The sequence below is a fragment of the Planomicrobium sp. YIM 101495 genome (genome assembly GCF_009707665.1).
In the GTDB taxonomy this organism is placed as follows: Bacteria; Bacillota; Bacilli; order Bacillales_A; family Planococcaceae; genus Planococcus.
The window spans coordinates 84,900-97,650 of the sequence record NZ_WLZW01000005.1; the positions used below are offsets into that span (position 1 = coordinate 84,900).

13 protein-coding genes are annotated in these 12,751 nt (G+C 49.3%); 10 read left to right on the plus strand and 3 right to left on the minus strand.

Going from position 1 to position 12,751, the window contains the following annotated elements:
- Positions 1–224: 224 nt before the first annotated feature.
- The 5 genes from GIW82_RS13820 (at position 225) to GIW82_RS13840 (ending at position 5,841) form a co-directional block, all read left to right on the plus strand.
- Positions 225–1,244 carry an ABC transporter ATP-binding protein gene (locus GIW82_RS13820; protein WP_154750541.1) on the plus strand — a complete coding sequence of 340 codons (1,020 nt, stop codon included), beginning with the start codon at positions 225–227 and terminating at the stop codon, positions 1,242–1,244.
- Positions 1,219–2,202, plus strand: a complete 984-nt coding sequence (locus GIW82_RS13825; protein WP_154750542.1) for an ABC transporter ATP-binding protein — start codon at positions 1,219–1,221, stop codon at positions 2,200–2,202. The genes GIW82_RS13820 and GIW82_RS13825 overlap by 26 nt, the downstream gene beginning before the upstream one ends.
- 63 nt (positions 2,203–2,265) lie before the next feature.
- Complete coding sequence (locus tag GIW82_RS13830; protein ID WP_370456246.1) at positions 2,266–3,852, plus strand: ABC transporter substrate-binding protein; 1,587 nt, start codon at positions 2,266–2,268, stop codon at positions 3,850–3,852.
- Positions 3,853–3,934: 82 nt separating this feature from the next.
- On the plus strand, positions 3,935–4,939 hold the full coding sequence (locus tag GIW82_RS13835; RefSeq protein WP_154750544.1) for an ABC transporter permease: 1,005 nt from the start codon (positions 3,935–3,937) through the stop codon (positions 4,937–4,939).
- A 17-nt stretch (positions 4,940–4,956) separates the two neighbouring features.
- Entirely contained in the window at positions 4,957–5,841 is an 885-nt protein-coding gene (locus GIW82_RS13840) for an ABC transporter permease (protein WP_154750545.1), read from the plus strand.
- 50 nt (positions 5,842–5,891) lie between these two features.
- On the opposite strand, the gene GIW82_RS13845 is transcribed toward GIW82_RS13840, so the two are convergent.
- Both GIW82_RS13845 and GIW82_RS13850 read right to left on the minus strand, forming a co-directional pair.
- On the minus strand, positions 5,892–6,977 hold the full coding sequence (locus tag GIW82_RS13845; protein ID WP_154750546.1) for an FUSC family protein: 1,086 nt from the start codon (positions 6,975–6,977) through the stop codon (positions 5,892–5,894).
- A 39-nt stretch (positions 6,978–7,016) separates the two neighbouring features.
- Positions 7,017–8,303, minus strand: coding sequence for a glutamate-1-semialdehyde 2,1-aminomutase (locus GIW82_RS13850; RefSeq protein WP_154750547.1), 1,287 nt, complete (start codon positions 8,301–8,303; stop codon positions 7,017–7,019).
- A gap of 116 nt (positions 8,304–8,419) precedes the next feature.
- Here GIW82_RS13850 and bcp point away from each other — a divergent pair, with 116 nt between their 5' ends.
- From bcp to perR, 4 genes are all read left to right on the plus strand, one after another.
- On the plus strand, positions 8,420–8,893 hold the full coding sequence (gene bcp / locus GIW82_RS13855) for a thioredoxin-dependent thiol peroxidase (protein WP_154750548.1): 474 nt from the start codon (positions 8,420–8,422) through the stop codon (positions 8,891–8,893).
- Between the two features lie 16 nt (positions 8,894–8,909).
- Entirely contained in the window at positions 8,910–9,851 is a 942-nt protein-coding gene (locus GIW82_RS13860; RefSeq protein WP_154750549.1) for a D-2-hydroxyacid dehydrogenase, read from the plus strand.
- 1 nt (position 9,852) lies between these two features.
- Positions 9,853–10,404 carry a cob(I)yrinic acid a,c-diamide adenosyltransferase gene (locus tag GIW82_RS13865; protein ID WP_154750550.1) on the plus strand — a complete coding sequence of 184 codons (552 nt, stop codon included), beginning with the start codon at positions 9,853–9,855 and terminating at the stop codon, positions 10,402–10,404.
- A 114-nt stretch (positions 10,405–10,518) separates the two neighbouring features.
- Entirely contained in the window at positions 10,519–10,962 is a 444-nt protein-coding gene (perR, locus tag GIW82_RS13870; RefSeq protein ID WP_154750551.1) for a peroxide-responsive transcriptional repressor PerR, read from the plus strand.
- A gap of 41 nt (positions 10,963–11,003) precedes the next feature.
- Here the strand turns inward: perR and GIW82_RS13875 are convergent, their stop codons facing one another.
- Positions 11,004–11,357 (minus strand): YgzB family protein, encoded by a 354-nt coding sequence (locus tag GIW82_RS13875; protein WP_154750552.1) that lies wholly within the window; start codon positions 11,355–11,357, stop codon positions 11,004–11,006.
- A gap of 188 nt (positions 11,358–11,545) precedes the next feature.
- On the opposite strand from GIW82_RS13875, the gene GIW82_RS13880 reads away from it, so the two are divergent.
- Complete coding sequence (locus GIW82_RS13880; RefSeq protein ID WP_154750553.1) at positions 11,546–12,412, plus strand: nucleotidyltransferase-like protein; 867 nt, start codon at positions 11,546–11,548, stop codon at positions 12,410–12,412.
- Positions 12,413–12,751 lie beyond the last annotated feature (339 nt).

Here is a 12,751-nt window from a genome sequence, read left to right on the forward strand (position 1 = left end):
AAATACCGGCAATAAGAATAATGAAACGAAAAAAGTTTGAAAGAAGATTTTTTCAAAAGTGTAAGTTGAATATGAGTTTGCAGCGTTTCAATGAAAAGACGAACTCCCATCTTTTTGAAAATTAATTATCATACTAAAAATATATATTGTATAGGTCTGAAATTTGTGTATAATTGAAACACATATAATGTTCAGAAATATGAGATTCCAAAAGGGGTGGAATGATGGGAGAAAAGAAAGTCGTCCTGGAAGTGAAAGGGCTCAAAACTTCCTTTTTCACCGATGATGGTGAGGTTCCGGCAGTGGACAATGTGGATTTCCAGATCAGGCAAGGGGAGGTGCTGGGAATCGTCGGTGAATCGGGCTGCGGTAAGAGTGTGACGTCACTCTCGATCATGGGCTTGGTTCCGAGTCCACCGGGGAAAATCACTGGCGGAGAAATTTTATTTCAAGATAAAGACTTGACGAAACTGAAAGAGAAACAGATGCGCCAAGTGCGCGGCAATGACGTCGCGATGATTTTCCAAGAACCGATGACTTCGCTCAATCCGCTGTTTACGATCGGCGATCAGTTGAGGGAAGCTGTGAAAATCCATAAACGTGATTGGTCGAAAAAACAAATACAGGAGCGGGCAGTCGAAATGATGGGGCTCGTCGGCTTGCCGCGGCCAGAAGCATTGATGAAGAACTATCCGCACCAATTGTCAGGCGGGATGCGTCAGCGCGTCATGATCGCGATGGCGCTGTTGTGTGATCCGAAAGTGTTGATCGCCGATGAACCGACGACGGCACTGGATGTTACGATCCAGGCGCAGATCCTGAAATTGATCAAAGGCTTGAATGACCGGCTCGATATGGCGGTTCTCATGATTACGCATGACTTAGGTGTCGTCGCGGAAACGTGTGAACGCGTCATCGTCATGTATGCAGGGAAAGTCGTGGAAGAAGGACCGGTGCGCACGATCTTCAAGAACCCACAGCATCCTTATACGAAAGGCTTACTGGCTTCGGTTCCTGACATGCGCTTTAAGAAGGACCGGCTGTATTCGATTCCTGGCAACGTGCCGAAGCCTGGCACCATCAAGACCGGCTGCAAGTTCGCTGCACGCTGCGAATTTGCATTCGACCGCTGCCTCGTAGAGAACCCGGAGCTGTACCAGACCGAAGAAGCGCACCAGACGCGCTGTTTTCTTTACGATGAGAAGGAGGTAAAGCCCGATGAACGAACCTTTGTTAAGAGTTGAAGGGCTGAAGAAATACTTCCCGATCCGTTCAGGATTATTTAGCCGGGTGAGTGGGCAAGTCAAAGCGGTCGATGATGTGTCGTTCGTCGTTAACGAAGGCGAGACGCTCGGCATCGTCGGGGAGTCGGGCTGCGGCAAGTCGACAACCGGACGGATGCTCATGCGCCTGCTCGACCCGACCGAAGGCAAGATGCAGTTTAATGGCAAGGACATGATGAAGCTTTCTGACAGTGAGATGAGAGCTGCCAGAAGGGATATCCAGATGGTGTTCCAGGATCCATATGCTTCCTTGAACCCTCGCCATACCGTTGAACGGATCTTGATGGAGCCGTTGAATGTACATAATATCGGGAAGCCCGAAGACCGGAAAAAGAAAGTATATGATCTGCTCGAGATTGTCGGATTGAGCGCCTATCATGCAAAACGCTACCCGCACCAATTCAGTGGAGGGCAGCGTCAGCGCATCGGGATTGCCCGAGCACTGATGACGAATCCGAAGCTGATCATTGCGGATGAACCGGTATCGGCACTCGATGTTTCGATTCAGGCGCAAGTGCTGAACCTGATGCAAGACCTGCAGGAAGAGTTGAACTTAACTTACATTTTCATCGCCCATGATCTCGGCGTGGTGCGTCACATCAGTGACCGTGTCGCGGTGATGTATCTTGGGCAGATGGTAGAGCTGACAGACAGTGAAACGCTGTATGACAAGCCGCTGCACCCATATACGCAAGCGCTGCTATCTGCTGTGCCTGTGCCGGATCCGGAATTCGAACGGGAGCAAGTCGTCATCTCAGGTGACGTGCCGAGCCCCGCGAATCCGCCGAGCGGCTGCCGTTTCCATACGCGCTGCCCGTTCCGCATGGATATTTGCGACAAAGTCGTACCGAAGTTTGCAGAAGTTCAAAGTGGTCATTCTGTAGCCTGTCATCTTTACGAAGAATCCAGGCCGCAATGATAATAAAAATCAGATGGAGGGGTCGATTTGAGAAAGAACAAGATTTTGTCTTTGGCATTTTTGATGCTGCTGTTAGTATCCACTGCTCTTTACGGCTGTAACTCAGATAATGCCTCTGACGACAACGGGGATGCAAAAGAGGAGAATGGGGACTCCGGAGAACCGAAAACGTTGATCTTCGGTCGTGGTGGGGATTCAGTTTCACTTGACCCGATCACAGTAACAGACGGAGAGTCTTACAAAGTCACGAAGAACATCTTTGATACACTTGTCAATTTCGGTGAACAGGATACAGAAATCCATCCTGGTCTTGCAAAAGAATGGACACCTGCTGAAGATGGCTTGACGTATAACTTTGTCTTGGAAGAAGGCGTCAAATTCCATGACGGCACAGATTTCAACGCTGAAGCAGTCGTTGCGAACTTCGAACGATGGGCCGGCGGCGATGCGGATCAATTCCCGTATTATGGTTCGATGTTCGGTGGTTTCGGTGATGAAGAAGGACACGTAATCGAATCCGTTACGGCGGTAGGCGATTTCGAAGTTGAATTCAAACTGAAACGTCCACAAGCACCATTCCTGAAAAACATTGCGATGAGTTCATTCGGCATCGCTTCTCCGACTGCATTCGAAGAAATGGGCGATAAGTTCGGTGACAGCCCAGTCGGAACAGGTCCATTCAAATTCGTTGAATGGAAACGCAACGACACGATCACAATCGAGAAATTCGAAGATTACTGGGTTGATGGAGAGCCGAAGCTTGATACAGTCGTTTTCCGCTCACTTCCAGATAACTCTGCACGTCTGAATGCACTATTGTCTGGCGAAATCGATTTGGCTGATGGTATCACACCAGCTGACAGCGCAACAGTCGAAGGCGATGATAACCTTCAATTGTTCGAACGTCCGTCGATGAACGTCGGTTACCTTGGGTTGACGACTACGCGTGAGCCTTTCGATGATCCGAAAGTGCGTCAGGCGATGAACTACGCAATCGATAAACAAGCGATTGTCGATGCATTCTTCGAAGGGCGCGGCGATGTCGCGAAAAACCCGATCCCACCTGCAATCAGTGGGTACAATGATGACATCGAAGCATATCCATACGATCCAGAAAAAGCGAAAGAACTATTAGCTGAAGCGGGTCTTGAAGACGGTTTCGAAATGGAACTATACGCAATGCCGGTTCCACGCCCGTACATGCCGGATGGCGAAAAAGTTGCTGAAGCAATCCAGAAGAACCTTGCTGACATCGGTGTCACTGCAGAGATCGTTTCCTACGAGTGGGCAACGTATCTTGAAAAAGCGGCAAACGGTGAAGCGGATGCATTCCTTCTAGGCTGGACAGGCGATAACGGAGATGCGGATAACTTCATCTACGTATTGCTTGACCAAGACAACATCGGTTCAAACAATTACACATACTACGAGAATCAGGAATTGCATGACATCCTGATCGAAGCACAAACAGAAGTGGACGAAGATGTCCGCAACGAATTGTATGCAAAAGCACAAGAGATCATCCATGAAGACGCTCCTTGGGTACCGCTTGCTCACTCTACACCACTTCTTGCTGGCGGGAAGAACGTCGTGAACTTCAAAGCGCACCCGACAGGCTCAGATAAATTGGCTTCTGTCGATCTCGAATAACAGTTAAAGAGGGGAGGTCACTGTGATTTCTCCTCTTTTTCTTATTCTTACATAATTGCAGGAGATGGAGAGGTGAAGAAACATGCTTCACTATGTGGGGAAACGGCTGCTGCAGTTGATCCCGGTATTGCTCGGGATGACATTCATCGTTTTTTTGATCATCCGTGCCATTCCAGGGGATCCCGCTCAAGTCATTCTTGGGCAGCAGGCATCCGCTGAAGCGATCAAAGCGCTTCGTACGACACTGGGGCTTGATGAACCGTGGTACATTCAATATTTCGAGTATCTGAAAGGCCTCGTAACCGGGGATTTGGGCGAGTCGTTGCGTACACGCACACCGGTGATGGATGAAATCTGGCCTTATTTGGCTGCAACGATCGAATTGTCGGTTTTTGCGATTTTGATCGCAGTCATCATCGGTGTCAATGCCGGGATCATCTCGGCGTGGTTCCAAAATTCATGGTTCGACTATGCGGCGATGGTCATCGCCTTGATTGGTGTTTCCATGCCGATCTTCTGGCTTGGCCTGATGAACCAATGGATTTTCTCCATTGAACTTGGCATCTTGCCGACGACGGGGCGTGAAAATGTCCGTGATCCGGTAGATACCGTCACGAATTTCTACTTGCTCGATACGATCATCACTGGGCAGTTCCATCAGATTCCGACAGTGCTCAAGCACCTTGTCCTGCCTGGAACAGCGCTCGCTACGATTCCGATGGCAATCATCGCACGGATGACGCGTTCAAGCATGCTTGAAGTGATGCGCTCTGATTACGTCAGAACAGCACGCGCCAAAGGGATGAAGATGACTTGGGTCGTCTACAAGCATGCATTGAAAAATGCCATCATTCCGGTTTTGACGGTCATCGGTCTCCAAATGGGCTTGCTGCTCGGCGGTGCGATCTTGACGGAAACCATCTTCGCGTGGCCGGGAATCGGACGTTATATTTACGAAGCGATCGGCTTCCGTGATTATCCGGTCATCCAATCCGGAATCCTTGTCGTCGCATTCATTTTTGTCATGATCAATCTGGTCGTGGATCTCTTGTACAGCTTCATCGATCCGCGCATCAAATATGACTGAGGAAGGGGGAGGGTTCGATGGCGAATATTGCTGAAACAAAACAAGTGAAAGAAGAGAAAGTAGCCGGGCCATGGAAAGAGGCGTGGCGCGGCTTCCGCAAAAGTAAAGTCGCGGTTGTCGGGATGGGCATTGTCATCTTTTTCATCCTGCTGGCGATTTTCGGTCCGCTTTTCACTCCGCAAGGCATCAATGACCAAAACTTGTCGGATCGGCTCATGCCACCTTCCAGTCAATATTGGATGGGGACGGACGATTTTGGCCGGGATATTTTCTCGCGTGTCGTATACGGAGCACGTATATCCTTGGTCATCGGCTTCCTTGCGGTCGTCGGATCGGCTGTCGCAGGAAGTATACTCGGTATTTTAGCGGGATATTATGGCCGCTGGGTGGATACGATCATTTCACGTATTTTTGATATCATGCTTGCGTTCCCGAGTATCTTGCTCGCGATCGCAGTCGTATCGGTTCTTGGGCCATCCTTGCGTAACGCATTGATCGCAATTGCTATCATCAACATTCCGAACTTCGGAAGGCTAATCCGTTCGAAGGTGCTGAGCATCAAGGAAGATGAGTATATTATGGCCGCCAAGGCGATCGGGATGAAGGATAAACGAATCCTCTTCTCCCATATCTTGCCGAATTCCATGGCGCCGGTCGTCGTGCAAGGCACGCTCGCGATTGCCACTGCAATCATCGAAGCGGCAGCACTTGGCTTCCTCGGACTCGGAGCACGCGCACCGGCTCCGGAGTGGGGGAAAATGTTGGCAGATTCAAGTGCTTACTTGACGAATGCACCGTGGACGATGATTTTCCCAGGTGTTGCGATCATGCTGACTGTGCTCGGCTTCAACTTGATGGGTGACGGCTTACGTGATGCACTCGATCCGAAAATGAAATCTTAATGAAACGAAAACAGGACCCGGGCAGCTGCCCAGGTCCTGTTTTTTGGATTCTATATCGCATTTTCGAGATCTTTGTCGATTTCTTCACTATGGTAATTATGGTACGCGATGATCAGGAAATCGAGGTGTTCCAGCTGTTCTTCGTAATCGAGAATGGCGGACAAGACGTGCATAAGATGATACACGGAGAATTCGTGATCTTCCGCTTCCTGTGCGATGCTCATTTCCTTGACGAAGATGGACATCACTTCATTCCGTTTCATCATGGCGGTTTCGCCCGAGGACTCACTATGCTCAGGACGCAGCTTGCCGACATACTTCATATGCAGCTGTTCGTGGTGGCTCGCCAAGTTCTCCAGCTGCTCCTGCAGCATCATATGGAAGTGAGGCGGCAAGTCCGTCAGTTCATTCTCGAACCGGTGAAGCCGCTTCAAGACCGCGAGACTCTTATAGGAAGTCGCGATCATCTGGCGGTACAGCACAAGCTTCCGGGCTTTGGCGTATTGCAGCTTCTTCGTGTAGCTGCGTTCTTCTTTATAGAAGGAATACCATTGATCCACTTTGCCCAGTTTGGTCTCCAGCTTCTCGATATCGTCTTTGACGGACGAGTGATCGGATGCGTGGCGGGTCGATACCCGGATCCAGCGAATCACTTCTTCACTTGTCTCGTAGATCGATTTGAACAGCCGAGTCTCGTACTTCGGCGGCAGGAACACCAAGTTGACGATAAATGCAGAGATGATCCCGAGCAGGATCGTTGCAAAACGGAGTGATGCGAAGACGAGGAAATCGTCCGTTTGCGCGTCCATGATGATAATGACCGTCACGAGTGCGAGTGGCACCGGGTTCGACAGCTTCAGCTTCAGCATAATGATGATCGTCAATACCGCAGCGAGCCCGATCGTCAAATAATTGCTGCCGATCGTTAAAACGAAAATGACTGCGATTGCTGCACCGATCAAGTTTCCGTAAACTTGGTCCAGCAGTGTGATGTAGGACCGGTAAATGGAAGGCTGTATGGCGAATATCGCGGCGACACCAGCGAATATGGGTGTCGGGAGTTCCAATAAACTTGCAAGAAATAGCGCCAGTGAAATGGCTACGCCGGTTTTGAAGATACGTGCACCGAGTTTCATGTATGGATCACTCCCCCTTCCTCCGGTCCGGATCCCTTCTTATAGTTGACGGAATGCGTTACGGACAGCTTGAACCGCCGTGTCGATATCTTCTTCTGTATGTTCAGTCGTCAAGAACCAGGCTTCGTATTTCGAAGGTGCCAAGTTGATGCCTTGCGCAAGCATCAATTTGAAGAAACGGCCGAATACTTCGCCGTCTGTTGCTTCGGCCTGTTCGTAGTTTTCCACTGTGACGTCCGTGAAGTAAATCGTCAAAGCACCTTTCAGGCGATTGACAGTGACTGTTACATTAAATTCGTCAGCGGCCTGCAAAATTCCTTCTTCGAGTTTCTTGCCGAGGCGGTCCATTTCTTCATAGATGCCTTCTTGCTGAAGCACTTCGAGGCAAGCGATTCCTGCCTGGATCGATGCCGGGTTGCCAGCCATCGTTCCGGCTTGGTAAGCAGGGCCTAGAGGAGCGACAGTTTCCATGATTTCTTTCTTCCCGCCGTAAGCACCGATCGGCAATCCGCCGCCGATGATTTTGCCGAGTGCGGTCAAGTCAGGTGTCAGGCCGAGCATGTCCTGTGCACCGCCGTAATGGAAGCGGAATGCTGTGATGACTTCGTCGTAGACGATCAACGCACCGTTTTCTTTCGCGATGCGGTGGACTTCTTCTAAGAAGCCTTCTTTCGGTTCAACGATGCCGAAGTTCCCGACGATCGGTTCAACGAGAATACAAGCAATTTCCTGCCCCCATTTTTCCATCGCTTCTTTGAACGGCTCCAAGTCGTTGAATGGAATCGTGATGACCTCTTCTGCGATTGATTTCGGTACGCCAGCTGAGTCTGGTGTGCCAAGTGTCGCCGGGCCAGAACCTGCAGCAACAAGTACAAGATCCGAGTGACCGTGGTAGCAGCCAGCGAACTTCATGATTTTCGTGCGGCCAGTGTATGCGCGTGACACACGGATCGTCGTCATGACCGCTTCCGTTCCACTGTTGACGAAGCGGACTTTGTCCATGCCTGGCATTGCTTCCTTCAGCATTTTCGCGAATGTCACTTCGTGGCGCGTCGGTGTTCCGTAAAGAAGGCCTGTTTCCGCTGCGTGTGAAATGGCTTTCGCGATATGGGGGTGGCCGTGGCCTGTGATGATCGGACCGTACGCCGCTAGGAAGTCGATGTATTTATTGCCGTCTACATCCCAGAAATATGCGCCTTTGCCACGCTCCATCGCAACTGGTGAACCGCCGCCGACCGCTTTGTACGAGCGGGAAGGGCTGTTGACCCCGCCGACGATGTGCTGCAATGCTTCTTCGTGCAATTGATCTGAAATGGAATGATTCATAATGATGCCTCCTCAAAAATGTCTACACTCCATTGTAGACAACTTTCGGTGCAAACGCCAAAGAAATTGAAAGTCCGGGGGCTCTCCGGTACGATGAATAAAAGGAGTGGATTTCAATGACAGTAACAGAAGGAATGCAAGCACCATCATTCACACTGCCGGATCAAAACGGCAATCCGGTTTCGTTGGAAGATTTCAAGGGGGAGAAATACACGGTCCTTTATTTCTATCCGAAAGATATGACACCGGGATGTACGACGCAAGCATGTGAATTCCGTGACGCTGAGGAGGATTTCTCAGGATTGAACGCGGTCATTCTTGGCGTCAGCGCAGATTCGAAAGAACGCCACACGAAATTCATCGAAAAGCACGGCCTGCCATTTACACTGCTCGCAGACGAAGAGAAGGAAGTATGTGAGCAATACGGCGTATGGGTCCAGAAGAAAATGTATGGCAAGGAGTTCATGGGGATTGAACGCACGACTTTCCTGATCGATCCGACAGGCACGATCATCAAGGAATGGCGCAAAGTGAAAGTCAAAAACCATATCGAAGAAGTTCTGAAAACGTTGAAAGAACTGCAAGCATAAGAGGGGGCACATGGGGATGGAGATCGTATTCACCTTTTCATTGAAGGAAGACCATAAGCAACAGCTGCAACAACAATTTCCGGATGTCAGCTTTCACTTCAACTATGAGACGGACACCCATCTGGAAATCGCCGATGTGCTCGTCACATACGGCGGCAACCTTACTGCCGAAAACATTGCGGCTGCGAAAAATCTGAAATGGATCATGGTCGCAAGCGCAGGCATCGAGAAAATGCCGAAGAAAGAAATTGCGGAGCGGGGGATTACGGTTTCAAACGTCAAAGGATTGCATAAGACGGCGATGTCGGAATCAATCCTTGCGCACATCCTGGCATTGAAGCGCACGCTTCCGGAAATTTATGAAAGCCAGAAGCGCGGCACGTGGGAGAAAGTTAAAGGTGCCACGGAGCTTCGTGGTTCTACAGCGTTGATTCTCGGACCTGGTGCAATCGGCGGGGAAGTCGGGCGCTTATTGCAAGCGTTTGGTGTCAAGACGATCGGTTGTAACCGCACAGGGAAAGAAGCACCGTATATGGACGAACTCATCAGCTTCTCTTCGCTGGCATCGCGTCTTCCGGATGCGGACTACGTCATTGCAATTCTTCCGAGTACGGATGAAACGAAAGACTTGCTGAAGGATGAGCATTTCAAGGCGATGAAGGATGATGCGGTCTTCATGAACTTCGGCAGGGGAGATCTTGTCGATGAATCGGTCTTGATCGATGCGCTTCAACGCGGGGAGATCAGTCATGCGGTGCTCGACGTCTTCGTCAAAGAGCCGCTGCCGGATGGACATCCGTTCTGGGAGATGGTGAACGTCACCGTCTCTCCGCATGTTTCCAGTGCTTCCGGCAAATATATCGACCGGGTGCTCGAAATTTTCATCCCGAATTTGGAGAAGTGGCTGACAGGCGATAAAAGTCTCGCCAATCTAGTGGATATGGAGAGGGGTTATTAAGATGAAGATCTATACGAAAACCGGCGACAAAGGGACGACTTCACTCGTTTACGGTTCCCGTGTGCCGAAAAACGATCCATTAGTCGAAGCATACGGCACATGCGATGAAGCGAACTCGTTGATCGGGATGGCATTGAGCCATCTGAAGATGGAGTTTTACGAAGGCAAGGAGCAGTTCGAAGCGGTCTTTCACGAGATCCAGACCATTCTCTTCCATGTCGGTGCAGAGCTTGCGACGCCGCACGGCAAAGAAGTGAAATGGAAACTTGAAGAAGCGTACATCTCGAAACTGGAAGAGTGGATCGATCTGTATGACGGGGATGTCCCGGCGCTGGCGAACTTTATCTTGCCAGGCGGCCATCCAGGCGGAGCGGCCCTGCACGTTGCGCGGACGACCGTCAGAAGAGCGGAACGCGCAGCGATTTCCATCGGTGAGGATGTTCCGAAACTGGTCCTTGCTTACTTGAACCGGTTATCGGATTTCCTGTTTGTGGCAGCGAGATGGATCAATCAACGGCTCGGAGCGGTGGAAAAAGGGCTACACAGTTCCTGAAAAAACGGTGGAAACGGCATAGCATAGGTGATTTCTTGACAATCGGCGCGCATAAAAGGTACACTAATTATAACAATTACAATGTAAGAATTTTATGAAGTGAGGTGCACAGCAATGTCTGATGTGCAATTACAAGAAGCGCTCGATAAGCTGAAGTCAACTGGTGTAAGAATCACGCCTCAACGCCATGCCATTTTGGAGTATATGATTCATACAGCGACGCATCCGACAGCTGATGACATATACCGCGCGCTTGAGAAAACATTCCCGAATATGAGCGTTGCCACTGTTTATAATAATCTTCGCGTGTTCCGGAAGTCCGGACTCGTCAAAGAATTGACGTACGGTGATTCATCCAGCCGATTTGATTTCGTCACACATGATCATTACCATATGATTTGCAGTGATTGCAGCAAGATCGTCGACTTCCATTACCCGGGGCTCGATGAAGTCGAGCAATTGGCTTCCCACGTCACTGGATTCCAAGTGGAAGGGCACCGGCTCGAGATCTACGGCCTGTGTGAAGAGTGTTCCGAGAAAACTGCGAAAGCCCAATAACAAAAAAATGTCCGCTCCCATCTCTTGGGGCGGACATTTTTTTATGCCTTCGAATTTTTCTTGTTGTACGCTTCGTCGAATTCCTTGCCTTCGAGGTTCGGATCCATCGTCAGCGGTTCGCGGCAATGCATACACATGTCCACGCGGCCGAGCATCTTCGTGTGTCTTCCGCAACTTGGACATTGCACAGGCACTGTCTTCATCGATAGCAGGCCGATCCACGCATATACTCCTGTACTGCCGACAATCGCCAAAGCACCGAGCAGCATGAAAATGAGCATAACAATCGGATGATTTCTAAAGTAAATACCGACATACATGATGACGATGCCGATGAAAATCAAAGCCAGGGCAAACGTGCGGATGCGGTTAATTTTATTTTTATAAGGTTTCATGCTTCACTTCCTCCTCCAAACCATCATACTATACTACATGCAAGATAAAAAAGGATAATAATATGCAATTGAAGGAATCCGTTCAAATATGTCGAATTAGAGAATAGCAGAAGAAACAAGCAGACAACTTCGATTCTTACCACCCGGACAGCAGGTGATGAGGACGCAAGAAGCAGGGAGTGGGTTTGATGGAGCAGATATTGAGAGCCATCTATCAGGAGCGGGCGAGCCAGGAAAGTACACTCGGCGTCATCCTAATAGAAAAAAGAGACGAAGTAAGTCCGACGACGGATACATTCGATACCATCCTATTGATTATTACGAAGGAAAACGACACGCCTGTGTTTACGAAGCATTATAACTACTTGGAGAAAAAAGCGGCGATGCATATCGTGACTGAGAAGCAGCTGCGCAAATGGATCCTTCTCGGCACGAACCGGAAAATCATCGATTGGCTTTTCCACGGACGCATCATCTACGACCGCAATGAATTCATGGAGCAGATCAAAACAGAATTGAAGGACTTCCCGTTTTATGGCCGGAAGATCAAGATGGGCATGGAATTCGCCAAGCTGATCCGCAGGTACCTCGAGGGGAAAGTATTCTTTGAAGAAAAGAATTATATGGACTCCTATCATCAAGTCGTCGAAGCGCTGCATCACCTAGCGCGTCTGACGGTCCTCGAAAATGGACTGCCGCCGGAAGTGACAGTCTGGTCGCAAATCAAGAAGATGGAGCCAGCTGTCTATAAATTATACGAAGAGTTGATTTTAAGCGACGAGACTTTACAAAAACGACTGGAATTACTATTCCTCGCAAGTGAATTTTATATCCACTCACGCACGGAAGATGGTGCACAGCACATCCGGGAAGTGATGGGGGAAAAAGAAAGTTGGACGATCCAGGAGCTTCACGAACAAGAAGAACTCCGCAACTATTCGGGGAACCTGGAAGTTTTTATCGAGTACCTCGTCGAAAAAAACATCATCAAGGTACAAGGAGTCATGACAAAGAGCGATGGTATCTTCCACCGCTACTATTGTTTAAACAATTAGACAGGCTTTTTCAGGACAGGTTTTCCGTCAACGGAAAACCTGTTCTTTCATTAGAGGAGTGCAGTGCGAGAAACGGAAAAGGAGAGGGTGACCTTCTTCCTAAAAAAAATACCGTTTTATTGTTGACAGTTTCTTAGAAAGGAGCTATGATAATAGTCGTCGCTCACATAAGTTGCGAGCGGGAAAAAGTTTTTCTGAAATAATAAAATTGCTTGACGTAAAAACAAAGCTGTGATAAATTAATGAAGTCGCCAAACGAGACGGCAAGAAAAACGAAACAACATGAACCTTGAAAACTGAACAGCAAAACGTTGATGAAATAGTTACTGATCAGCCTCC

Bases quoted from the DNA above. Each gene is read 5' to 3' on its own strand.
- GIW82_RS13820 (WP_154750541.1), top strand. From the start codon at position 225: ATGGGAGAAAAGAAAGTCGTCCTGGAAGTGAAAGGGCTCAAAACTTCC.
- GIW82_RS13825 (WP_154750542.1), top strand. From the start codon at position 1,219: ATGAACGAACCTTTGTTAAGAGTTGAAGGGCTGAAGAAATACTTCCCG.
- GIW82_RS13830 (WP_370456246.1), top strand. From the start codon at position 2,266: ATGCTGCTGTTAGTATCCACTGCTCTTTACGGCTGTAACTCAGATAAT.
- GIW82_RS13835 (WP_154750544.1), top strand. From the start codon at position 3,935: ATGCTTCACTATGTGGGGAAACGGCTGCTGCAGTTGATCCCGGTATTG.
- GIW82_RS13840 (WP_154750545.1), top strand. From the start codon at position 4,957: ATGGCGAATATTGCTGAAACAAAACAAGTGAAAGAAGAGAAAGTAGCC.
- GIW82_RS13845 (WP_154750546.1), bottom strand. From the start codon at position 6,977: ATGAAACTCGGTGCACGTATCTTCAAAACCGGCGTAGCCATTTCACTG.
- GIW82_RS13850 (WP_154750547.1), bottom strand. From the start codon at position 8,303: ATGAATCATTCCATTTCAGATCAATTGCACGAAGAAGCATTGCAGCAC.
- bcp (WP_154750548.1), top strand. From the start codon at position 8,420: ATGACAGTAACAGAAGGAATGCAAGCACCATCATTCACACTGCCGGAT.
- GIW82_RS13860 (WP_154750549.1), top strand. From the start codon at position 8,910: ATGGAGATCGTATTCACCTTTTCATTGAAGGAAGACCATAAGCAACAG.
- GIW82_RS13865 (WP_154750550.1), top strand. From the start codon at position 9,853: ATGAAGATCTATACGAAAACCGGCGACAAAGGGACGACTTCACTCGTT.
- perR (WP_154750551.1), top strand. From the start codon at position 10,519: ATGTCTGATGTGCAATTACAAGAAGCGCTCGATAAGCTGAAGTCAACT.
- GIW82_RS13875 (WP_154750552.1), bottom strand. From the start codon at position 11,357: ATGAAACCTTATAAAAATAAAATTAACCGCATCCGCACGTTTGCCCTG.
- GIW82_RS13880 (WP_154750553.1), top strand. From the start codon at position 11,546: ATGGAGCAGATATTGAGAGCCATCTATCAGGAGCGGGCGAGCCAGGAA.